Source organism: Sphingorhabdus sp. EL138, assembly GCF_900258045.1.
Lineage (GTDB): Bacteria > Pseudomonadota > Alphaproteobacteria > Sphingomonadales > Sphingomonadaceae > Parasphingorhabdus.
Genome location: NZ_OGVD01000004.1, coordinates 755,803 through 778,399, shown reverse-complemented (window position 1 = coordinate 778,399; position 22,597 = coordinate 755,803). Strand labels below are relative to the sequence as shown.

Annotated in this window: 18 protein-coding genes; 8 read left to right on the top strand and 10 right to left on the bottom strand. The window is 55.3% G+C overall.

Going from position 1 to position 22,597, the window contains the following annotated elements; all coding sequences use genetic code 11:
• Window position 1: 1 nt before the first annotated feature.
• The gene (locus tag DK507_RS13580) at window positions 2-385 is read left to right on the top strand and encodes a hypothetical protein (RefSeq protein WP_109356882.1); all 384 of its coding nucleotides are present in this window, start codon (window positions 2-4) and stop codon (window positions 383-385) included.
• A 70-nt stretch (window positions 386-455) separates the two neighbouring features.
• Here DK507_RS13580 and DK507_RS13575 read toward each other — a convergent pair whose 3' ends face one another.
• The 3 genes from DK507_RS13575 to DK507_RS13565 form a co-directional block, all read right to left on the bottom strand.
• Window positions 456-1,238, bottom strand: a complete 783-nt coding sequence (locus DK507_RS13575; RefSeq protein ID WP_109356881.1) for a sulfite exporter TauE/SafE family protein — start codon at window positions 1,236-1,238, stop codon at window positions 456-458.
• 32 nt (window positions 1,239-1,270) lie between these two features.
• Complete coding sequence (secA, locus tag DK507_RS13570) at window positions 1,271-3,997, bottom strand: preprotein translocase subunit SecA (RefSeq protein WP_109356880.1); 2,727 nt, start codon at window positions 3,995-3,997, stop codon at window positions 1,271-1,273.
• A 109-nt stretch (window positions 3,998-4,106) separates the two neighbouring features.
• Window positions 4,107-4,391 (bottom strand): hypothetical protein, encoded by a 285-nt coding sequence (locus tag DK507_RS13565; protein ID WP_109356879.1) that lies wholly within the window; start codon window positions 4,389-4,391, stop codon window positions 4,107-4,109.
• Window positions 4,392-4,449: 58 nt separating this feature from the next.
• Between DK507_RS13565 and argJ the strand changes: the two genes are divergently transcribed.
• From argJ to DK507_RS13550, 3 genes are read left to right on the top strand one after another with little or no spacing between them, the layout of a single operon-like run.
• The gene (gene argJ, locus DK507_RS13560) at window positions 4,450-5,679 is read left to right on the top strand and encodes a bifunctional glutamate N-acetyltransferase/amino-acid acetyltransferase ArgJ (protein WP_109356878.1); all 1,230 of its coding nucleotides are present in this window, start codon (window positions 4,450-4,452) and stop codon (window positions 5,677-5,679) included.
• A gap of 1 nt (window position 5,680) precedes the next feature.
• Window positions 5,681-6,580 carry a glutathione S-transferase family protein gene (locus DK507_RS13555; protein WP_162559050.1) on the top strand — a complete coding sequence of 300 codons (900 nt, stop codon included), beginning with the start codon at window positions 5,681-5,683 and terminating at the stop codon, window positions 6,578-6,580.
• Window positions 6,577-7,389: an inositol monophosphatase family protein gene (locus tag DK507_RS13550; RefSeq protein ID WP_109356876.1), complete on the top strand. Its 813-nt coding sequence runs from the start codon at window positions 6,577-6,579 to the stop codon at window positions 7,387-7,389. The genes DK507_RS13555 and DK507_RS13550 overlap by 4 nt, the downstream gene beginning before the upstream one ends.
• Before the next feature lie 11 nt (window positions 7,390-7,400).
• Here DK507_RS13550 and trxA read toward each other — a convergent pair whose 3' ends face one another.
• From trxA to DK507_RS13515, 7 genes are all read right to left on the bottom strand, one after another.
• Window positions 7,401-7,727: a thioredoxin TrxA gene (gene trxA, locus DK507_RS13545; protein WP_108809917.1), complete on the bottom strand. Its 327-nt coding sequence runs from the start codon at window positions 7,725-7,727 to the stop codon at window positions 7,401-7,403.
• 78 nt (window positions 7,728-7,805) lie between these two features.
• Window positions 7,806-11,264, bottom strand: coding sequence for a double-strand break repair helicase AddA (addA, locus tag DK507_RS13540; protein ID WP_109356875.1), 3,459 nt, complete (start codon window positions 11,262-11,264; stop codon window positions 7,806-7,808).
• Entirely contained in the window at window positions 11,257-14,256 is a 3,000-nt protein-coding gene (gene addB / locus DK507_RS13535) for a double-strand break repair protein AddB (RefSeq protein ID WP_109356874.1), read from the bottom strand. Before addB ends, addA begins: the two co-directional genes overlap by 8 nt.
• Window positions 14,257-14,262: 6 nt before the next feature.
• Window positions 14,263-14,979, bottom strand: a complete 717-nt coding sequence (locus DK507_RS13530) for a nucleotidyltransferase family protein (RefSeq protein WP_109356873.1) — start codon at window positions 14,977-14,979, stop codon at window positions 14,263-14,265.
• Window positions 14,976-15,956: an aminoglycoside phosphotransferase family protein gene (locus DK507_RS13525; RefSeq protein WP_109357689.1), complete on the bottom strand. Its 981-nt coding sequence runs from the start codon at window positions 15,954-15,956 to the stop codon at window positions 14,976-14,978. The genes DK507_RS13530 and DK507_RS13525 overlap by 4 nt, the downstream gene beginning before the upstream one ends.
• Window positions 15,953-16,402 carry a tRNA (adenosine(37)-N6)-threonylcarbamoyltransferase complex ATPase subunit type 1 TsaE gene (tsaE, locus tag DK507_RS13520; protein ID WP_109356872.1) on the bottom strand — a complete coding sequence of 150 codons (450 nt, stop codon included), beginning with the start codon at window positions 16,400-16,402 and terminating at the stop codon, window positions 15,953-15,955. The genes DK507_RS13525 and tsaE overlap by 4 nt, the downstream gene beginning before the upstream one ends.
• A gap of 22 nt (window positions 16,403-16,424) precedes the next feature.
• A complete protein-coding gene (locus DK507_RS13515; protein WP_109356871.1) occupies window positions 16,425-18,773 on the bottom strand; it encodes a PAS domain-containing sensor histidine kinase in 2,349 nt (782 codons plus the stop codon).
• Window positions 18,774-18,886: 113 nt separating this feature from the next.
• Between DK507_RS13515 and moaB the strand changes: the two genes are divergently transcribed.
• The 4 genes from moaB to DK507_RS13495 all read left to right on the top strand — a co-directional run bounded on the left by moaB (window position 18,887) and on the right by DK507_RS13495 (window position 22,538).
• Entirely contained in the window at window positions 18,887-19,414 is a 528-nt protein-coding gene (gene moaB, locus DK507_RS13510) for a molybdenum cofactor biosynthesis protein B (RefSeq protein ID WP_109357688.1), read from the top strand.
• 39 nt (window positions 19,415-19,453) lie between these two features.
• Entirely contained in the window at window positions 19,454-20,551 is a 1,098-nt protein-coding gene (locus DK507_RS13505) for a PA0069 family radical SAM protein (protein WP_109356870.1), read from the top strand.
• A gap of 62 nt (window positions 20,552-20,613) precedes the next feature.
• Window positions 20,614-21,411, top strand: a complete 798-nt coding sequence (locus DK507_RS13500) for a tryptophan 2,3-dioxygenase (protein ID WP_109356869.1) — start codon at window positions 20,614-20,616, stop codon at window positions 21,409-21,411.
• A complete protein-coding gene (locus DK507_RS13495; protein WP_109356868.1) occupies window positions 21,408-22,538 on the top strand; it encodes a class V aminotransferase in 1,131 nt (376 codons plus the stop codon). Before DK507_RS13500 ends, DK507_RS13495 begins: the two co-directional genes overlap by 4 nt.
• Window positions 22,539-22,597 lie beyond the last annotated feature (59 nt).

The window sequence follows — 22,597 nt, the reverse complement described above, 5'->3', positions numbered from 1 at the left end:
GATGACCCCTCTCACGATATTATTGATCATCAAAATCGCCGTATCTCTCTTGACGGTTGTAACTCCATTCGTCGTTTTTTCCGGCGAAAAAATTGATGCAATCATGAACATGAAATCCAAATCCACAACCCTGTATAGAATTTATGGTATCGCGGTACTGGCCTTGCTGGTTGGGTACTCAGGTGGAATTTATCATATCACACAAGGCGAATTTCCAATTGGCGTGGTCTTTATGGGAATAGTCTCCAACCTTGGAGCTACCTCAGCTTTACTGGCCACCGGCGCATTTGAACGAAACAAGTTTCATACGTTTTTCTTTGGATCGATTGGTATTGGTCTCGTTCTGGCTATCCTGAGTCCCGATCTGGCGATGGCTGCCTTTTAATCGTTAGTCGCCCAAACCTAGCGTCCGCCTTTGCGTCCATAGCAGATATTAATTTTCATCCCCAGGTCACTCATCCAAATTGCTGCCAGAACATACGGCCAGCCACATAGAGGATCAACAATGCCGTCAGTCGGCGGATCCAGTGTTCCGGTAGTGCCTTGCTAGCCAGAAAACTGCCAATCTGCCCGCCCACCAGCACGCCAAGGAACAATGGCCAGTAGGACAAGACCATGTCGGTCCCCTGCCCTACCTGCCCCGACGCCGATTTCATCAGTTGCCCAAATAACCCGCTTGCTGAGTTAACGAGGATGAAGACACTGGCGGTCGCCGCTATTCTGCGGCTATCGGACCAGTTCATCAGCAAAAGGATCGGGGCGAGAAATATTCCGCCACCGATACCTACCATGCCGGACAGGAAACCTATGCCGCAACCAACAATTGGAGCGAACCAGCCGCCGTGCTCCTTTGGGGTCTGTGAACCAACCATTCTGCTTTTGAAAAAGGGTTCTGTGAGGAGCAACAGAGCGGCAACAGTCAAAGACAGACCCAGCAGGACGAGAAAACTGTCCTGATCTATGGCCAGACGCCCTCCTAGCCAGGCCGCAGGCACCGATAACAGCAGGATCGGCCAAATCCTCCGCCATTCAATCAATCCGCGCGCCTGAAAACGTAACGTTCCGCCCATGACGACGATGATATTGCAGATCAGCGCAACAATCGGCAGCAGTCGATAGTCTATATCGGCCAGAGCCAGCAGCGCGATATAGGTCGAACCACCGCCGAAGCCCACCGACGCATAGAGTGCTGCTGTCAGCAGGAAGAGTAAAGCAAGACCGGCAATGCCAACCGCCATATCAGGTCTCGCTCGGCATGCTGCTTACAATATCAATATTTGCCGTGACAATGCTTGTATTTTCGGCCCGAGCCGCACGGACATGGCGCATTTCGGCTCACCCCGTCAAAATTGATATCGGCGGGAGCCGCGCCACCGGACTGCCGTGGCGGCAGCGCAGTCGAGACCGTACCCAATGTGCCGCCGTCAATATCGTTGCTGTCATCTTCGCCGGTCAGCGGATCAATATGCGTGGTCAGGAAATCGGGCAGTTCCGGCAATTCCGGCACTTCAATTTCTTCCTGGCGATGGAACTGGCTGACGGCGATGGTTTTCGTCACGCTTTCACGGATAACTTCCAGCATGCGTTCGAAAAGACCAAAGGCTTCTTTCTTATACTCATCCAGTGGTTTCTTCTGGGCATAGGCGCGCAGGAAGACAACCTGCCGCAGCGCGTCAAGCGTCGCGAGATGTTCTTTCCAGTTATGATCAAGCGATTCCAGCAGAATTGATTTTTCAATCTGCACCCAGATTTCCGGATCAATCTGTTCCACTTTTGCGTTAAAATCGGCATCGGCCAATTCGGCGATCCGTGTTTCAAGGATCTCCGGCTCAACCGCATCTTCCTGCATCCAGGCATCGATATCCGGCGTAAGGCCAAATACCTCTTCGACGCGCTTCTTGAGCATGTCGATATCCCACTGCTCAGGATAGCTTCCGGGAGGACAGCTGTCGGCAACGACGGCATTGGCGGTCTCAAGCCGCATATCCTCGACCACATCGCCGACCGTCTCTGCATCCATGATTTCAGAGCGCTGCTCGTAAATCACCTTGCGCTGGTCATTCATCACGTCATCATATTCGACAACCTGTTTCCGCGCTTCGTAGTTACGTGCTTCAACCTTTTTCTGGGCCGTTTCAATGGCTTTGGAGAGCCATTTACCGCCAATGGCCTCGCCATCTTCGAGGTTTTTGTTCATCATCTTGGCGAACATCGTCTCGGTACCAAAAATCCGAAGCAGGTCGTCTTCCAGGCACAGATAGAAACGGCTGAGTCCTGGATCACCCTGACGACCCGAACGACCACGCAGCTGATTATCAATGCGGCGACTTTCATGCCGTTCCGTGCCCAGAACAAATAAACCGCCCGCTGCGCGCACTTCTTCACGCAACGCCCGGACTTCTTCTTCAATCTTGGCAACGGCCTTGTCCCGCTCTGGACCTTCCTCCATATCGGCGAGTTCCTGCTCGATACGAAAATCAATATTGCCACCCAATTGAATATCCGTGCCGCGGCCAGCCATGTTGGTCGCGATCGTCACCGCGCCCGGAGCACCCGCTTGTGCAACAATGTGCGCTTCCTGTTCATGAAAGCGGGCATTGAGAACATTGTGCGTCACGTCTTCCTTTTTCAGGAAGTCTGACAAAAGCTCTGATTTCTCGATCGATACCGTGCCCACCAGAACGGGTTGGCCCTTATCGCTATGTTCCTTGATTTTCTTGGCAATGGCCGCGAATTTATCGAGCGTATTCTTGTAAAATTCGTCATTTTCATCAAGTCGCAGAATTGGCTTGTTCGTCGGAATGGTTACGACGTTCATCTTGTAAATCTCGAAGAACTCGGCCGCCTCCGTTTCTGCAGTACCGGTCATGCCTGACAGCTTTGGATACATACGGAAATAGTTCTGGAACGTGATCGATGCCATTGTCTGGTTTTCAGGTTCAATCTGAACACCTTCCTTGGCTTCAACCGCCTGATGCAGTCCATTGGACCAACGCCGACCATCCATCATACGACCGGTAAATTCGTCGATAATGACAACCTTGCCATCCTTGACGATGTAATCGGTGTCCCGCTTACGCATGACATTGGCCATCAAGGCCTGATTGAGGTGATGGACAACCTGCGTATTTTCATAATCGTAGAGATTATTACCTTCTAGCAATCCCGCCTCTTCGAGCAGGCGTTCCGCTTTCTCCGTTCCATCTTCGGTTAACGATATCTGGCGACTTTTTTCGTCCTTTTCATAATCTTCTTCATCAATATGCTGAACAATCTCGTTCACCGAAATATAAAGATCTGACTTATCGTCCGTCGGGCCTGAAATAATTAGCGGCGTCCGGGCTTCATCGATCAGGATCGAATCCACCTCATCGACAATCGCAAAGTTGAAAGGCCGCTGGACCATCTGCCCGCGGTCATGTTTCATATTGTCGCGCAGATAGTCGAAACCAAACTCGTTATTCGTACCATAGGTAATATCGGCGGCATAAGCCTCACGCCGTTGTTCTTCACCGATGTTAGGAATGATCGTTCCGACGCTCATGCCCAGGAAGTTATAGACCTGACTCATCCACTCACCATCACGCCGGGCGAGATAGTCATTTACCGTAACGACGTGGACGCCTTTGCCTTCAATTGCATTGAGATAGCAAGCGAGCGTGGCAACGAGCGTTTTACCTTCACCCGTCCGCATCTCGGAGATTTCACCGCGATGCAGCACAATACCGCCGACCATCTGCACATCATAGTGGCGCTGGCCCAAGGTCCGTTTCGCAGCTTCACGCACGACCGCGAATGCCTCTGGCAGAATATCATCCAGCGTTTCTCCATTGGCGACCCGTTCGCGGAAATACGGTGTTTTCGCCTTTAGCTCATCATCGCTAAGCGGTTCGATTTCCGGTTCGAAAGCGTTGATTTTATCAACCACTTTCATGATGGATTTAACGTAACGGTCGTTAGAAGACCCGAATAGGGATTTGGCAAAGCCGCCGATCATGATGATTTCCGATATTTCTTTAGATATTGAGCGGGTTTAACGCTCATTCTTGACTGCATTTAGGGACGATTGGGGACAAATCAACGTAGGTGATCGTCCGAGCAGGCGACTAAGGCGCGCCTTCTTCATGCTCCAGCTTGTCGCCATTGGTCGACTGGACCGGCAATACTGGCCAGTCAGCTTTAGTATCGCCTCCGCCTCGTGAGCGCAGCGCAAGGGCCGTATCGCTGTAGATGAAGCCTTGCGTGGCGTTATCATGATCAGCTGGTGCCGCCAATTCCGTCTCAGAAGCAACCTCATTGCCGGCTGTTTCTGTTGCCATAGCAGCAGCCGGCGCATTAACGCCAACTGCATTGAAAAGCAGCAACATAAAACTTGCAATATAGACGTTCATCAATAAGCCCTGTGAGAAGAACTTCGCTTTAGCAAACCAATAGATAAAGGCAAGTTAAGTGTCAGAAACCAAATCACCCCTTGCCCCAGCACATACTCCAGAACTTCCAGAAATTTCGGGCGTCACCTGTCGCATCGCTCAAGCGCGATACAAGGAATGGGATCGCTGTGACCTGACCTATGTCGAACTGGCCGAGGGTACATCTGTCGCAGGCGTACTGACCCAGAGCAAATGTCCGTCAACAGAGGTGGAATGGTGTCGGAAAGCCTTGCCCGGTGGCAAGGCAAGAGCACTGGTCGTTAATGCTGGTAACGCCAATGCCTTTACAGGCGCGCGCGGCATGGAGGCAGTGCAACGGATATTGTCGCTCACCAGTGATTACTTGGACTGCACGGAGGAAGAGATATATGTGTCTTCTACCGGCGTCATTGGTGAACCATTACCAAAAGATCGCGCAGAGGCCGGCCTGAAGGCGGCTTTCACATCCGCACCTTGCGGCTGGGAAGATGCTGCGTCGACGATCATGACCACCGACACCTTTCCCAAAATGGCAACCACAAGCGCAATTGTCGGTGGGAAAACGGTATATTTGAATGGTATTGTCAAAGGCTCCGGCATGATCGCGCCGGATATGGCGACAATGCTCGGCTATATTTTCACTGATGCCGCAGTGGACGCCGGTTTTCTGCAGGAAATGCTAAACGCAGCAACGGCGAAAAGCTTCAACTGCGTCACGGTCGACAGCGATACATCGACCAGCGACACTGTTTTGGCCTTTGCCACAGGTCAAAGTGACACCCCTGCCCTGACATCGTTTGACGACGCCGGTGCTGATGCGTTTCAGGCAGCCCTGAGCGATCTATGTATGCAACTGGCCCATCTCGTGGTCCGCGATGGCGAAGGCGCCAGCAAGTTTATCGAAATTGCCGTTACGGGTGCGCAAAGCGACGAAAGCGCAAAACGTATCGCTTTGTCGGTCGCCAATTCCCCGCTCGTCAAAACCGCTATTGCCGGAGAAGACGCCAATTGGGGCCGGGTGGTTATGGCGGTTGGTAAAGCCGGCGAACCAGCAGATCGTGACAGGCTATCCATTGGGTTTGGCAGTATCACGGTTGCCCGCGACGGTCTGGTTGTACCCGATTATGACGAGGCTCCGGTCGCCGAGCACCTGAAAGGCGACGTAATTGACATCAGCGTCGATATCGGGATCGGTGACGGGAAGGCCACAGTATGGACCTGTGACCTGACCCACGGATATATCTCAATAAATGCCGACTACAGGAGCTAGAATGACCGAAATCATATTGCATCACTACGAAAACTCGCCTTTCGGGCAGGCGATGCGGCTCGCGCTCGGTCTGAAGGGCATCGACTGGAAGTCTGTCCAACAACCTGACATTTGCCCAAAACCGGATCTCAGCGCTCTGACGGGCGGATATGAGCGCATACCTGTGCTGCAATTCGGGTCGGAGATTTATTGCGACACGGCCGTCATCGTTGACGCGCTTGAGGCAGTTAAGCCTGAACCAAGCCTCTATCCCGAGCCACTTGGCTTCGCCGGTCGGATAATTGCTTTATGGTCGGGCGGCCAGTGGTTCATGCCTGCAGTCGGGGTCGCTCTGGGCACCAACCCTGAGATTGTCAGCGATGAATTTTGGGAAGATCGCGCTAAACGGTTCGGCATGGATCGCCGGAAATTCCTGCCGATGGTGCCGCATCTGACAGGGCAGTTTGAGGCAGGAGCGGCATTGGTGGCCGAAACCCTCGCAGATGGGAGAAACTATATCAGCGGCGACAAAGCCGGGCACGCAGATTTGATGCTCTATATGAACATCCGCTTTGCGAGCTTTGCAGGAAAAAAACCATCCGACTTCGGCAGCAATGTCGCGGCCTGGTATGATCGCATTGACGGCATTGGCTATGGTAATTTCGAGGAATGGACGGGACAGCAAGCGATCGACTATGCCAAGGCATCAGAACCGGTCAGCAGCGGTTCAGTGTATCCAGCATCCGGCTTTTCCGCTGGTGATAAGGTTTCCGTGAGAACCGAGACGCCTGATCCTGCAGCCGTTGTCGGAGAGTTGGTGGGTCTCAATGATAGAGAGATAATCATCAAACGAGAGGATGAACAAGTTGGCGCACTCCATGTTCATTTCCCGCGGTTGGGGCAGATATTGTCGCCCGCATGAGCCATTCCAGCCTTCATCTGCCGGTGCAGGATATCCTAAAGGATGTAGCGAAAGAGGTCGTACTCCCACATTATCAGAACCTCAAAACCGCCGATATTGAGGAAAAGGCACCCGGCGATCTGGTAACCGTGGCTGACAGGCTGAGCGAAGAGATGCTCAGCGAAAAATTGGGTACTCTCCTGCCCGATGCAGCTATTGTGGGTGAGGAAGCCAGCGCCGCCGACCCATCGGTCATGGATCATCTGGCTGACAAGCAGACCTGGATTATCGACCCGATTGATGGAACCGGAAATTTTGCAGCAGGTAAACCGCCTTTTGGAATGATTGTCGCGCTGTCGCAGGAAAATGAGACTGTCGCTGGCTGGCTCTATGATCCTCTGCAAGACCGGCTTTGCTATGCTGCGAAGGGGCAAGGTGCCTTTATCAATGGTGAAAAGCTTAGCGTATCAGTCGATCCAGACGGAAAACCCATAGCCGCTCTTGCCACTGGCTTCATGACGTCACAGCAACGTGACAAGCTTCTTCTCGCGGCTGACGGACATTATGAGATTGTCGATATTCCGCGCTGTGCGGCGGAACAATATCCCCGACTGGCGCTGGGTACGAACCACATTTCAACCTTTGAACGCAGCCTGCCCTGGGATCATGCGGCGGGGATATTGTTCCTGAATGAAGCGGGCGGGAAAGCGGCACGCTGGAACGGCGACGCCTATCGGCCTGCAGATCGCAAAACCGGTTTGCTCGGGGCCTCATCGCCCAAACTATGGGATGAGGCCGCCGAGCTTCTGGGGGATGTTTTTACCGATTGAGCTGACCAGTATTAAGCGGGTAGGCTTTCTTCCAGCCATGATTTCAGCTGACTCTTTGGCGCCGCACCGACTTTGGTTTCAACCGGTTCACCATTGTTGAACAGTATCATTGTCGGAATGCCGCGCACGCCGTATTTTCCGGGTGCATCCGGGCTGTCATCGATGTTGAGCTTGGCGATGGTCACTTGCTCGCCCAATTCGTCGCTGATTTCTTCCAGCGCTGGGCCGATCATCTTACAGGGGCCGCACCATTCTGCCCAGAAGTCAACAAGCACGGGGCCGTCGGCTTTCAGGACATCTTGTTCAAAACTCTCGTCAGTAATTGCTTTGGTAGCCATAGGGAATCTCCTTTGCTTGTTTGAATATAATCTAGGCCCGCACAGCCCATTGCTCAAGTCTCTGCCCGAAAAGGATTTTCATGGGCGCTCAAAGCTTGGCTTGTTGCTGGGCTTATGCCGTGCGATCAGATCGTCGGAAAGCTCCAGCAGGGTGGGACCATGCGTGTACAGCAGGGCGGCTTTAGTGGGGCGTCCGGGGAAAATCTTTTCAAGTGCAGTGAGATATGTAGCCATTTGGCGCAGATAAGACAAAGGCGCATTGGCAGGTTCTTTGGGCACTGCGCGCCCCGTTTTGAAATCAATGACGGTGATCAAATCATCAGTGATCAAAAGACGGTCAACGGTGCCCGAAATCACATGCTCGTCAACCACGGCCGCGATCGGGGCCTCGGCAAAGCTGCCGGGAGAGAACAGCTCTGACCATGCGGGATTGCCCAAGACTGACAACACCGTCTCAATAAGCGCCCGACGCTCTGCCGGATCACTGACCTGTTTTTGCTTGGCGAGCCAGCGGCCGGCGACATCCGCTCGGTTTTCAGGCGCAATATCGGGCAGTCGCTCGAACAGGCTATGGAGCAGTTTGCCGCGTTCGGCCGCATCGCGCATCGCCTTTGCCGGTGGCGGGTTCGCAGCATCGTCCGGGCCCATATCCGACGGCGTCAAAGGCCGCGGCGGCCGGGCCTCTTTTGGGGCTGGTGCAAATAACCATTCTGGCAAGGCGGCCTGCTCTTCATCTGGTAACGGCTCGGCGGCCTTGGTCCTTCGTCCGGCTTTGTCCGGTGCATCAGGCCCCGTATATGTTCGCTCGGCAATCCAGCGCACGGAATCCGTTTGCTCCGTTCCCAACGCAGTCAAGCCATGCTCCACAGCGTGATACCAACTGGACTCCGGCACGACACCTTTGGCTTTTGGTCCCAATATCCCGGTGACGACGAGATGTTCCTCCGCGCGGGTCATGGCGACATAGAGCAAACGCCAATGCTCTTCCCGTTCCCGGGCATCTGCCACAGTGGCATAGGCGTCCAGCAATCCGATACGTTCGGCTTTGCGAACCTGTACGACAGGATATTCGAGGTCATCATCCGGTCGCGTCGGGTCCGGGATATCAAAGCCGCCGCTTTTCTTGTTCGCCGGGTCAAATGTCGCGTTGGCAAGAATGACGAGAGGTGCTTGCAGACCCTTGGCCCCATGGACGGTCATCAGGCGGACTTCATTCCCGCCTTCCAGCTGATCCCGCTTGATTTCAACATCCCCGCGATCAAACCAGTCGAGAAAGCCCTGCAAGGTCGGAATATGGCCCTGCTCAAAGGCCAGCGCGGTATTGAGCAACTCCTCGAGTGGGTCGAGCGCCGCGTGACTAAGGCGTGCTGTCAGTTTCTTGCGTCCCTGCATCGGGCCGGAAACGATGGTTTCCAGAAACTGATAAGGCGTATTGAAATCCGCCATATTCAACAGCACGCGTAAAGGCTCGACATGCTGTTTCAGTCGGTCTTGAGTCCGCAGATATTCCCACAGGCTTTTGTCCTTATGTTCCTCTCCCCGGTAACCGCGTTCCAGCAGATCGTCCTGCGACCAGCCCAGAAGCGGAGACACCAGCAGTGATGCCAGATTTAGGTCATCTTCCGGTTGCAAGACAAAACGGATCGCGGCCAGCAGATCCTGCACCACCAGCGGTTGGTTGAGGCGGATCCGGTCGATACCCGCGACGGGAACATTTTCAGCAAAGAGCCGCGCCACGATTAGGGCGCTGAGGTCATCGCGCTTGCTGACCAGGATCATGATATCTTTGGGTTCAAGCGGTCGATTCTCGCGGTTCAGCCAAAGCGCTGTTTCCGGCGAGAGCCATTCCTTAAGCTGAATCGCAAGCCTTTGGGCAAAAACCCGTTTTTCATCACTTAGCCACGTTTCGTCATCATCCGTATTGCTAACCGCGCCATGGGCAACGGGCCTCCATGTCGTTACGCTTCCCGGCTCGCCCGCATAGTGGCTCTGATGGGATGGTATGGCCTTATCCAGACCAAGTTCCTTTTCCCCGACATGTTCCAGTACCTTGTCGACTACCTCCAGCACTGGCGGCGTGGATCGAAAACTGCGGTCCAGTGACAAGTCACTGAAGGGCCGTTCCGACGCCCCTGCCCGTGCAAAGAAATCGTCACGCGCTTTGACATAATTATGCGGGCTGGTTCCCTGAAAGCCAAAAATCGCCTGCTTGAAGTCGCCGACGGTAAACAATGTCCGAATTTTATCAGCATTCGCGCCCAGACCGGCGAAAAACTCTCCTGCCAGCGCCCGGACAATATCCCACTGGGCGAGATTGGTGTCCTGTGCTTCGTCGACCAGTATGTGGTCGGTGCGTTGGTCGAGCTTGTAGCGAATCCACTCGGCCATATTGCCCTGGTTGAGCAACTTGGCGGTCATCCGGATCATATCATCAAAATCAACCACGCCCTGCAGTTTCTTTGCATCCCGATAGCGATAATAAAAACCGCGACCAGCATTCAGCGCCCCTACAAACAGATCGGCATAATCAAACAGCACCTTCGTCTCGATCAACTGGCGGCAATGATCGTACATATCGACGCTAAGTTCATGATAATGCGGTGCGGCCTTATCCAACCCCTTTGGCACCGAGCGCCACTCGCCATCGGCCTTTGCCCAGATTTTATGGAGCTCGGGCAATGTTTCTGCCCGATCGACAGGACTGGCGGCGATCCATGTACGAATTTTTTCGATATACCCGGTCGCCGTCTTGGTGCCCCAACTGGCCAGTGCATCCGCCATGTTCTGCAACGCCGTGATATCAAAGGCCTCATCGCTGCACCGCTGCTCAAGCCAGCTTTGCGCATCGCCATCAACCGGCAGCCCCAGCAATCCGCGAACGAAAGGAAGCACGCCGCTCGGCAGGCTTTCCATAGCATCGGCCTTGGACGCGCAGGTCATCAGATATTTTTCGGCTTCCTCTTCACCCATCCGCACGCTGAGCGCCTGTATCGCCTGAATGATTGCGGTATTGCCCGCCGCCTCTTCGTCCAGCAGCAAATCGCCCAGCGCCTGGCGCGCCAATATCTTCTGGTCGCGTTCTTCAATCGGTTTGAACAGTGCCGGAATCTCGGCCTCTTCCGGAAAGCTCGCGAGCAACGTCTGGCAGAAGCTGTGGATGGTCATGATCCTGAGACCGCCACCGCGCGCGTCCAGCACACGGGCGAACAAGGTACGTGCATATTCCCGTGTCGCGGGGTCAACCGGCGCGCCGATGGCGGAAAGATCGGCGGCCAGTTTCGTATCATCAAGCCGCACCCAACTGGCCAGTTGCCGGTGGATCCGGTCCGCCATTTCAGCCGCCCCTGCCTTGGTGAAGGTCAGGCATAATATATGTTCCGGATTCACATTTTCGCGGAGCAAAAGCCGGAAAACCCGTGCGGTCAGCACCTGTGTTTTGCCAGTACCAGCAGATGCACTCAGCCAGATATTGTCATCCGGCTGCACCGCCTCATTCTGTTTGTCGGCCAGCGGAAAAAGCGTTGGCGTGTCACTCATGCTCGCCTCCCTGCTCCAACACGTCGGCGCGGCCGTACCACTCTTCAAACCGCATCAACTGATCATAGTCCGCGTAAGGCGCATATTCCGGATGGAGCTTTGCCACCATAGGCTCATCGCCATGGATATAGCTGTTCACCGCCTTGGTATATTCCGTCACAGCATGATCGACCATCTGATCAGCTTCTATCTTGTCGGGACTGCGCGGGTTGGTCGGCGTCGCAATATAACCAAAGCTGTTTTTGCCGCCCTGCTTTGCCAGTGACCAATATTCAAAGCCGCCTGTTTTGCCGGAAAGACCGCCAAAGTCGCCTTTTTCGGCGATAGCCCCCAGCAGGCCGAGTTGTAATGCGAACCCTTCTTTCACGGCTCTGTTGGACGGTGGGCCGCCGGTTTTATAGTCGACAATGGCAAGTCTGCTGTCGGCCATGCGATCGATACGGTCGGCTATTCCAAAAAGATCGACACCAGCTATGCGTGCAACACCCTTCTGTTCAGACTTCAGCGGCCCGCGCCCGCCTGCGCGCTGCTGCGCCACAGTATCGGCAATCCATAACAGACCTTCCATCAAACGCGGCGCCCATAAAGTGCGCATCAGGGGATGCGAAGAGCGCTCATTCAAGAAGCCTTCAGCGCGTCGTTTCAGAGCGTCAGGATCATAGCCATCCTCTTTCGCCCATTTGTCGAGAATGTCATGGATAATCGATCCGCGCCATGCCGGACTTGGCTCCGCATCGATCATATCGAGCGTGCCCAGGCGCATGATTTTGGCTGCGTAAAAAGCGAAGGGGTCAGCAATCAACCGGTCTACATCTGTGACCGATAACTTCACCAACCGCTGATCCGCAGTTGGCTCGGGTGCTGGCTGTTCGATCCGGATGTACTCCTCCGGCTGATCGATGCGCGTCGCCCATTGCCGAGCGACGGGATGCTCTTTCAGATTGGGGCCGCACATCGCTTTCAGGCGGAGCAGGAAGCGCGAGGCAATGGCCGGGCCAGACCCGTCACGCTGGGCCCGCGTGAGAATAACATTGCGCGCGCCCATCGCGCCAACCAGGTCATGCGCGGACAGACCAATTTGCCGTTCTTGCGCAGGCAGTCCCAGGGATTTCCGCACCATCGGTGCCAACCATGGATCGGGCGTTATCGCCTGAGGCCAACTGCCTTCGTTGAGACCACAGCAGATAACCAGATCCGCCTGTTGCAACCGCGCTTCGAGCAGGCCGTAGAGCGCGATGCGAGGATGTCCGCCATAAGGGGGACGCACGGGCATATCGGCCAAAAAGGTCTCAAAATATCCGGCAATCTCGGGTGCCTGGATCTTCATCGGTCCCAAGGCTGCGCGATCTTCCATATCGGAAAGAAAGTCAGCCAGTTGGCGGCCTGCCGGTCCGGCCCAGACCTGGCCGTTGGTCAGCAAGTCCGCCAATTGACGGACTTCTGCCAGCATCTCGGTCCAGTTCATGGCTCCACTCAAGGCTGTGGCCGCTGGTGCAAATATTGCCCGCACATCTGTCCACCACGGACGCAAATTGTCTCGCAGGCTTTTGGTGCGGCGATCTTCACTTTGGAACAGGCTGTCAATTCCAGCCAATCCCGGCGCTGGCCGGGGACCGCGCATTAACAGGTCCAGTTTACGAACCTGGGCAAGCCAGTCCAAACGTCCTTCCCCTGCCCGCACCAACGGATGTTTCAGCAATGCGAGAAACTCAGCCGGAGGAAATCCGTCTGTTGCGGCGGACAGCAAGGCCAGGAAGAATATGCCTTCCGGTTTTTTGGACAACGGCTGTCCCGCTGTATCGTCTGCCGCAATCATCCAGCGCTCGAGATGCGCCGAAATCCGGCCTGCCAATGCGCGATCCGGTGTAATTATCGCAACGCGGCGTTCCGGTGTCTCCAACGCCTCACGCGCCAACAGCGCAATAATCTGCGCCTCTTCGGCACTGTTGCGCGCTTCCGCTGTCTGCACACCGGCCAGACTGCGTTCATCACTATCCAGCGACTGCCAGCGCGATGTCAGCTTCGGGATAGCAAAGGCATTGCTGAGTGCCCGGCTGCGCTTTGCCGCCGCTCCGCTGGTCCCTGTCCTTGGCCAGCGCATGATCTCGCCGCGCGCAATCGACATGCGTTCGAGCAGCAGTTTCATGTGATATTGCGGATGGGTTTCCTGCGCACGTTCCACCTTGCCAGTCTCGGCATCGGGTTGAAACGGGCCAAGCATGCCCCATTCTTCATCGGCCATGACCATATCGAGGTCCGGCAGCACCACCATTCCTTCAGGCAGGAAAGCAATGGCCCTCAGGAAACGCGCAATGGCCGGAGCGGAGGTGGTGATACCAGCAGCGACCACAAAATGATTGGGTGGGGCCGTTTTCCATGCCTTCACAGTTTGATCGAACAGGGCATTGCGCCGCGCAGCTTCATCCACGGCGCCCATATCCGTCAGCTTTGCCTGCCATTTCTCGGTAATCACGCGAAAAAACGCGAGCGCATCCTGCCAATGACCGGACAGTTCTGGTTCCACATCAATATCAAAAAGATCCTTGAGTGCGATTTCCTCGACCGTCAGTTGATCCAGCGTCCGGGCAAATTCGCGCGCCAGCCGCAGTGCTTCCTTGGACAATAAAGCCCTGCCCTTCGCCGCACTTTCCCTTTCAATCAGCTGGGCCAGCACCAGCAGGCGATCCAGCGGATCCACTGCTGGTGCTATGTCGAGAGCCAGCTCGCCCCGATCCAGTGCAACTCCGATGGATTCGTCCAGCTCGAGATCACCAATCACCGCCATTTGCGGTAACAACAGCCCGTCTTCGCTGAGCCTAACGAAAGCATCATGGACGGCACGGCGCGCCCGATTATTGGGTAGGATTATGAGACCCCGTGCCAAACCTAATGGGTCTTTGGCAAACCGGTCAATCAAACCCTGTGCAAGGGCATCGGCAAAGCCGCCATGCGCGGCGATATTGTAAATGGCGGGCTGAAGCCGCTTGCTCATGCGGGACTATGCACGGCTCATCGCCTGTTCCGTTGGCGCGATTGCGTCAGGCGATCCGACTTCAAACCAGCTGCCTTCATGTACCAGTCCAAATAGTCGCCCTTCTTCGATCGCACGATCCCACAAAACATTGGTCGAAAACGGCCCCTCGGGTGCATCGCGGAGCAGACGTTTTGATAGAAGCTGGATGCCAGTGTAAATAAAAGGCGCCTGACGATCCGGCAGACGGCGGGACACCCGGCCATGGTCATCAAGCTTGAAATCCCCGGCGCCCTTATAATTGTGCGCAGACGTTTGCGGCACCAGGAGCAGCAGCGCGTCCATTTCCGCGTCATTCCACCGCTCTTCCAGCCGCTGCAGGCTGTTAGTAGGGCCATCGGTCCAAAGATTGTCGCTGTTGATCGCAAAGAACCGGTCCTCATCAATCAGAGGCTCGGCCTGCACCAGTCCTCCACCGGTTTCCATCAACTGCGCGCGTTCGTCGGAAATCCGGATGTCAAAGGGATAATTGACGGATTTGAGATGCGCTTCCAGCGCGTCGGGCAGATAGTGGGCGTTGACGACAACCTTCATCACTCCCGCTTCCCACAATTTGTCGAGGCAATGGTCGATCATCGCCTTGCCCGCCACTTTGACGAGCGGCTTGGGCCGTGTTGCGGTCAGCGGGCGCATGCGTTTGCCAAGGCCAGCCGCCATGACCATTGCCGTTTCAACCTTGCTCATGCCTGCGATGCCGCAATCGGTTTGTTGCGGATATCCGCCGGAATATTTCGGTCAAACCAGTCCGCGACCGGTGCAAGATCCGGATGCGCCAGATCTTTTTCAAGCAACCGCCACATGCGAGGCAGAAAATCGAGATAACGCGGCTTGCCATCACGAACAAAAAGCCGGGTAAATATGCCGATGATCTTGGTGTTCCGCTGCGCTCCCAAAATCGCATAGTGGCTACGAAATTGTTCGGCTTTATCTGATGATTGCCCGTCCAGATAATAGTCGATCATCGCCTTCTCCAAATCGTCCGAAACATCGCGGCGCGCGTCCTGCAACATCGACACCAGATCATAAGCAGCGTGCCCGGCCAGTGCATCCTGAAAATCGAGCAGGCCCAGACGATTGTCATCCAGCAACATGATGTTTTCGGCATGATAGTCGCGAAGGACTGTTACAGGCGATTTTTGGGATGCGATTACCGGCTGCAAAACTCCATGCCAGGCATCGACAAAACCCGCCGCGTCCACATCCAGTGCCTGCGCCGGGCAATACCAATCCGGAAGCAAGTTTACTTCCCTCAGATATTGATCCCAGTCGTAAGGCGCTATGTCGGCCGCCGGCTTCTCGTGCAGCGCCTTTATCAGGTCCACTGTTTGCCGATAGATTACTTCTTCGTCCTCAGGATGGTGATCAAGATGCTCCCGCATCCGGTGGTCGCCAAAATCCTCCAGCAGAACCAGTCCGTGGTCGAGATCTTCGCCGAAAATTTCCGGCGCGGCGAAATCCTGTGCTTTCAGGTGGCGTGCGATATGGATGAACGGGCGCGGGTCTTCATGCGGGGGTGGTGCGTCCATCAAAATCGCCTTGCGGTCACCGGCAACAACTCGAAAATACCGGCGAAAAGACGCATCGCCCGCCACGGGCAAAATCTCTGCGCCGCCCCAGCCATGATTGTTCAGAAAATCCTGCGCCGTTGCAGGCGGTGTCATGTTATTGGCCATCTGTCTTTCCAAGCGGGACCAGCCGTCCAAGTCAACTGGCGAGTGTCATCATTTTCGATTTCAAGGGTAAGCTGCAGCGCATCGCTCCAGAAAGAAGCCGGCATACGGTCCGGCCATTCCGCGATCATGGCACCATCCATCAGGATATCATCCAGGCCAAGTTCCTGAACTTCATCAGGCTCCTCGATACGATAGAAGTCCACATGCGCCACCGGAATCCTGACCTCCGGCAGATCATATTGCTGCACAATGGCAAAGGTCGGGCTCGGCACATCATCGCCGAAGCCAAGCCCCCGCAATATGCCGCGTGCCAGCGTGGTCTTCCCTGCCCCCAGCGTGCCGGTCAAAGCGATCTTGTCACCGGGCCGCAAGGCCTCCGCAAGCTTTTTTCCCAATGCCAACGTCGCGGCTTCATTATCCAGTATCAACGGCATGCCCTGTCTATTGCCCCACTGCTTATTGCCGCGGCAGGTGAATGGTGACCAGCGTTCCCTGACCCGGTTCAGAGGTCAATGTCAGTTCACCGCCGTGCGCCAGCATCAGCTGCCGGGCCAGCGGAAGCCCCAGCCCCCCGACATTCTCCCCAGTCTTGTTGCGCGACCGGGCGAAACTGTCGAATGCCTTCGATTGCTGGCCTGCGCTCATGCCTGGACCATCATCGGAAATATGGATGACCGCCTGTTTCACGTTGCCGCTGCCATTGATCAACAGACGCCCACCTTCACCGGTATAGCGAATGCTGTTGTCGATAATTTGCCCAATTGCCTGTGACAGTCTTTTCCTGTCGGCCAAGGCTGACCCCAGAGTGTCATCCAGCTGCAATTCCATTTCGATGGTCTTGGCCTGAGCATCATCGGCGAACTGCGCCGCGACATCCTCGACCAGCTTGTTCAGGTTCACCTTCTCCTTGGCAATAGGAAGGGCACCTGCTTCGCTTTGGCTAAGGTCCAGCACGTTATCAATCTGCATACCCAGACGTTTGACCGATTGCAGAATGGCGCGCGCATATTCATGCCCCTGCTCCGTCAACGGCCCGGCAACCTCGTTATCCAGCAATTCTGCAAACCCGCCAATCGACGTCAGCGGCGTGCGGAACTCATAACTCATGTTGGACAGGAAAGACGCCTTGATTGAATCCGCTTCGACCAGCGCTTCATTACGTTCGCGCAGGGCCAACTCAATGCGGCGACTGTCGGATATGTCGAGCATCGTAAACAGCGCATTGCCGTCCGGCAGCGGGATAGCAGCAAATTCAAAACGGCGCCCGTCGACAAAGGATATCTGCCCGCTCTGCTGTTCGCGCTCGGACGTGGCCGTACGCACCATCGCGCGCACCTCCGATATCCGGGCGGGCTGCTTCAGTTGCATGGCCATTTTCTGCATCAGGGAATCGACACGCGGATGCTTGCCGAGATCTTCTTCATCCAGATCCCAGGTACTCGCGAATTGATGGTTCCAGATATTCAGTTTTCCATCAGCAGAGAAGACTGCGACGGACTCAAACAGATTGTCGAAAGTCGCGGTGCGCACACGCAGCAAAGTGTCTCTGGCACTGGCCAGCTGTACCTGCTCGGTCCGGTCTTCTATGATCATCAACAGACCGCCATCAGGTGTCGGATTGGCGATCACACGCAAATGGGTGCCGTCCGCCAGTAACCAATTCTCCTCGATCGAACCGGTGGACTGGAACCATTGGGTCCGCTCCTCCCGCCATTCGGGAAAATCGCGAACTTCCGGAATCCGGTTCATCTCGCGCATCCGGTCCAGCACCCTTGGGAATTCCGGACGCTCGGCAATCCATTGTTGCCGCATAGAGAATATGCGCTGGAACGGCAGGTTACAAAATTGCAGGGACTTGTCCGCATCAAACTGCACCACGGCGGCCGATATCTTGTCGAGCATATCGCGCTGTGATTCATTAAACCGGCGCTGTTCCTTGCGCGAATCTATCAGCTCCTGAATATCGATCGCATAGCCGGCAATGCCCGACTTGCCGAGCGGCACGTCGACCACCTGCGTCGTCCGGCGCTGCCCGCCAATAGTGGTTGCAACAACCCGTTCATGCGGCTCGCCCTTCTCCCTCGCCTGAGTCGCCGCATCGGTTGGGCTCACACCGTTTATTGTCTCAATCAGCTCAATGCCTTCTTCGACCACCTGCGCGCCATCACTGGCGTCCACAGCCCTGACATAAGCGCTGTTCACCAGTGTGAGCTTCATATCGGGCGAACGATGCCACATCGGCATCGGCGCGGCCTCGATCAAAGCCGACAAGGCATCAAAAGCGGCATGGGCTTCTTCATTCTCTGCACGCAGTTCATCAATCTGGCTTTGACTCTCTGTGGCATCGAATATCCATAACAGGGCGCTGCCATTGGGTGCAATTTGCTGATCCGCCAGACCGCCCCGGATCAGCAGGGATTTGTCCGACCCGATAACCCTGATAGCGCGCGTGAAGCTGCTTCCCGATTTCTGGGCAAGGTTAACGTCCTGCGTGAGCGCTTCCATATCTTCCCGGCTCATCCCGGCATCCTGGCTGTATAATTCCGAAATATGTGATGGCAGATAATCAAAGCCCAACCAGTGCATCAGTCGCTGCGATGCCTCCAGTTTTCCGTCAGACCTGACCAATAATGGCAAGGCCGGCGATGTTTCCAGCAGCCGGCCCAAACGACCCGATTGCCGCAAGGTTGATTCCGCCTTTTTCTTCATCGCCAGACCGGTCCACACCGCCCATGCGGACGCAGCCAGCCATGCGGCGAGAATCAGGCCCAATATGACAGCGGTTAAGTCCGGAACGTTCGACATTATTACAAGCGATTAGACGGTTCGGGCAGCCGCGAAAAGCCCCTATTCTTTAAGGCTTATAAAAGTCGGATAATATGGGTTATAAAGCGGCCGAAAATTCATCGGAGAATCCTATGCCCATCGACGAAAGCCGCACGTTCAAAGCGATTAATATTGCCCTTTTGACGGTGTCTGACACCCGCTCTATCAAGGAGGACACATCAGGTGACATCCTTGCAGAGCGTATTGCGAGCAAAGGCCACACCCTGATTTATCGCAATCTGATCCGTGACGAGAAATCGAAAATTGTCGCGCAGCTGCACCAATGGATCGACGAAGAGGTGGTCGATGTAATCATTACCACCGGTGGCACCGGGTTAACTGGGCGCGACATCACACCTGAAGCACTCGATGCGGTGAAGGATAAGGATATTCCCGGCTTTGGCGAATTGTTCCGCTGGCTCAGCTATGACAAGATCGGGACATCCACGGTTCAGTCCCGCGCCTGCGCCGTGGTGTCGAGAGGCACGTATATTTTCGCACTGCCCGGCTCCAATGGTGCGGTAAAGGACGGTTGGGACGGCATATTGGATACGCAGCTCGACAGCCGCCACCGGCCCTGTAACTTCGTCGAACTGATCCCGCGATTGCTGGAGCAATAGTTATTTGTTCTATTTTTGTTCTCGTGCTATAAAAGATACATGGAACAGGAAAAAAGGCCGTCTTTGCCTGCGTTGAAAGGGCGCGGCGCGGTGACCAACAGCGACAGCAGCCGATTCAATTTGCCAAGCCGCGAAGCCGATGGCGACTGGTTGGACGAGCGTAAGGCACTGGGCGACGCGCCTGCCAAGCTGCGCACCGAGGTGACGGCTGAGGCACCCCGATCGATATTGAGCTTTAACACTTCACCGGATATCCCTTTTGACCGGTCGATCAATGCCTATCGCGGGTGCGAACATGGCTGCGTCTATTGTTACGCCCGCCCCACCCATGCCTATCATGACCTGTCACCGGGGCTGGATTTTGAAACCAAATTATTTGCCAAGCCTAATGCTGCGACCTTGCTGCGCGAGACCCTTGCCAAACCCACTTATCGCCCAGCTCCCATTGCCATCGGCACCAACACCGATCCCTATCAACCGATTGAAAAACGCTATCAGATTACGCGCCAGATATTGCAGGTCATGCTGGAAACACGGCACCCGGTCGGCATCACCACCAAGTCCAACCGCGTGATTGATGATATTGAGATACTGGCTGAATTGGCTCGCCTGAAGCTTACGGCCGTCGCTATTTCCGTCACGACATTGGATGGATCCCTGGCGCGCATATTAGAGCCGCGCGCGCCCTCCCCGGCCAAACGGCTGGAGGCGGTTCGCAGGCTGCGGGACCTCGGCATTCCCGTGCATGTCAACATCGCGCCGGTCATTCCCGCCATCACCGATCATGAAATTGAAGCGATAGTGGCCGCTGCCGCAGAACATGGCGCACAGAGCATTTCCATCATTCCGGTGCGCCTGCCGCATGAGGTCGCGCCCTTGTTCGAACAATGGCTCGAAGCGCATTTCCCTGACCGCAAACAAAAGGTCATGGGTATCATCGAGTCCCTGCGCAGCGGCAAGAAAAACGATCCCAATTTCCACAGCCGTATGAAAGGACAAGGCCCTTGGGCAGAATTGCTGCACCACCGCGCCTCTATCGCCGCTCGAAAAAATAGTCTGGGGAAAACGAAATTCGCTCTGAGGACAGATTTGTTCCGGCGGCCGATTGTCAAAGGCAGTCAGATGGAATTGTTTTGATCCTGCGGCAGATAGGAAAACCAAATCCTTTCCTTTGCCCTGCGCCAGGGTTACATTTCCCCATGATCAAAAAACAAAATGTTACTTACGCAAGCTATCTTGCTCTCGACACCTTGCTGTCGGCCCAGCACCCGAAGTCGGATAATGATGACGAGATGCTCTTCATCATTATCCACCAGACCAAGGAATTATGGCTGAAACAGATTATCCGCGAGATGCATCTGGCAATCACGCAAATTTCAAATGATGCATTGGTGCCTGCCTATAAGGCGCTGGCGCGGGTCAGCCGGATACAGGCAGTAATGACGCTGAGCTGGGATGTGCTCTCCACCATGACGCCAAGTGATTATAGCCGGTTTCGCCATGTGTTGGGGGAAAGTTCCGGATTTCAGTCCGACCAATTCCGGACGGTTGAATATCTGCTGGGGCTGAAAGACAGGGGCTTTCTGAAATATCAGGATGACCGGCCAGAGGCGCAGGCCGCGATGCAAAAGGCATTGGAAGCACCCAGCCTTTGGGACCATGCCATTGCCGCCCTCGCCCGCGCCGGTTTTGATATTCCATCCACCATTCTCGAACGCGATTTCAGCACATCGCACGTTCCCTCACCAGAGGTGGAAGCCGCTTTCCTCTCCGTCTATCGTGATACGCAGCGCTATTGGGAGCTTTACCAGCTAGCCGAAAAACTTGTTGATCTGGATGATGCCATGGCCACCTGGCGACACAAGCATGTGTTGACGGTCGAGCGCGTTATCGGCGGCAAAATGGGAACCGGCGGCACCGCCGGGGTTTCCTATCTGCAATCCACCTTGTCCAAGCGTGCCTTTCCCGAACTCTGGTCAGTGCGGACCGCCTTGTGAGTTGGAAAACACTCTTTTCCAAGGCCCTGACCGCCAATCCCCACCGGCTGCATTTTGCTGCACATAGCCATCATCTTTGGCCGGATGCGGCTTATGAAGGTCATATAGCGGCCTGCGATGACGCCATGAGATTGGCCGATCACAAATGGAACAAGATAATGGGCCCGGTCTGGGCGGAAGCACAGGGCCATGTCGCCGCAGAGCTCAACCTGCCTGATCCGGGGACCATTGCCTTTGCGCCCAATACGCATGATTTTCTGGTCCGCATCATATCAGCCATTCCAGCCCGTCCGGTCCGTGTCCTGACAACCGATGGTGAATTTCACAGCTTTCGGCGGCAAATGGATCGCTGGTCAGAAAGCGGAGATGTCGTTGTCGAGGCGGTCCCGGCAAATGCACTGGCGGAAAAAGCACAATCCGGCGGCCATGACCTGATCTTCGCCAGCCAGGTGCTGTTTAACTCCGGCACGGTGCTGAACGGCATCGATCAATTGGCCGCGCTGGCCCGCTCGGAAGGGCCGTGGGTGGTCATTGACGGCTATCACGGGTTTATGGCGCTCGACACTGACCTTTTCTCCGTTGCAGACCGGATATTCTACCTGTCCGGCGGCTATAAATATGCAATGTCAGGAGAAGGCGCCTGCTTCCTCCACTCCCCGCCCGGATACGCACCGCGGCCACCAGTGACTGGCTGGTATGCCGCCTTTGATGATCTCGCACTGCCGCCCGGCAAGGTCGGCTATGCCGCTGATGGCCGCCGGTTTCTGGGCAGCACTTTTGATCCGTCGGGCCTCTACCGGTTCAACGCCGTACGGGCGATGTTGTCTGATGCCGGACTGTCGACAGGCAAAATATCAAACCATGTCGTGGCATTGCAAAAGCAGTTTCTGAAACAGGATCCACTACCCAACATGCACCTGCTCAACCCCCTTGATGGCAGGCCTCATGCCCGATTTCTGGCGTTCAAGGGAGAAAGTGCAGCGGCCCTGTACGCGGCACTTGCCGAACGGAACATCGTGACCGACGTGCGCGGAGATGTCTTGCGTATCGGCTTTGGACTTTATCATGATGCGGATGATGTTGACCATCTGCTGCGGTTTCTTGCCCAAATTCAGGCGCTGGAATAGTTTGTGAATTTTCAGCTTGCGCCCGATCATCCTAACTGTATTATATTACCAATACAGTT

Excerpts from the sequence above, each read along its gene's own strand:
- DK507_RS13575 (WP_109356881.1), bottom strand. The coding sequence starts at position 1,238 with ATGGCGGTTGGCATTGCCGGTCTTGCTTTACTCTTCCTGCTGACAGCA.
- DK507_RS13550 (WP_109356876.1), top strand. The coding sequence starts at position 6,577 with ATGAGCCATTCCAGCCTTCATCTGCCGGTGCAGGATATCCTAAAGGAT.
- DK507_RS13505 (WP_109356870.1), top strand. The coding sequence starts at position 19,454 with ATGGAACAGGAAAAAAGGCCGTCTTTGCCTGCGTTGAAAGGGCGCGGC.
- addA (WP_109356875.1), bottom strand. The coding sequence starts at position 11,264 with ATGAGTGACACGCCAACGCTTTTTCCGCTGGCCGACAAACAGAATGAG.
- DK507_RS13580 (WP_109356882.1), top strand. The coding sequence starts at position 2 with ATGACCCCTCTCACGATATTATTGATCATCAAAATCGCCGTATCTCTC.
- DK507_RS13500 (WP_109356869.1), top strand. The coding sequence starts at position 20,614 with ATGATCAAAAAACAAAATGTTACTTACGCAAGCTATCTTGCTCTCGAC.
- tsaE (WP_109356872.1), bottom strand. The coding sequence starts at position 16,402 with ATGCCGTTGATACTGGATAATGAAGCCGCGACGTTGGCATTGGGAAAA.
- addB (WP_109356874.1), bottom strand. The coding sequence starts at position 14,256 with ATGAGCAAGCGGCTTCAGCCCGCCATTTACAATATCGCCGCGCATGGC.
- trxA (WP_108809917.1), bottom strand. The coding sequence starts at position 7,727 with ATGGCTACCAAAGCAATTACTGACGAGAGTTTTGAACAAGATGTCCTG.
- DK507_RS13555 (WP_162559050.1), top strand. The coding sequence starts at position 5,681 with ATGACCGAAATCATATTGCATCACTACGAAAACTCGCCTTTCGGGCAG.
- DK507_RS13565 (WP_109356879.1), bottom strand. The coding sequence starts at position 4,391 with ATGAACGTCTATATTGCAAGTTTTATGTTGCTGCTTTTCAATGCAGTT.
- DK507_RS13525 (WP_109357689.1), bottom strand. The coding sequence starts at position 15,956 with ATGACACCGCCTGCAACGGCGCAGGATTTTCTGAACAATCATGGCTGG.
- moaB (WP_109357688.1), top strand. The coding sequence starts at position 18,887 with ATGCCCATCGACGAAAGCCGCACGTTCAAAGCGATTAATATTGCCCTT.
- DK507_RS13515 (WP_109356871.1), bottom strand. The coding sequence starts at position 18,773 with ATGTCGAACGTTCCGGACTTAACCGCTGTCATATTGGGCCTGATTCTC.
- secA (WP_109356880.1), bottom strand. The coding sequence starts at position 3,997 with ATGATCGGCGGCTTTGCCAAATCCCTATTCGGGTCTTCTAACGACCGT.
- DK507_RS13530 (WP_109356873.1), bottom strand. The coding sequence starts at position 14,979 with ATGAGCAAGGTTGAAACGGCAATGGTCATGGCGGCTGGCCTTGGCAAA.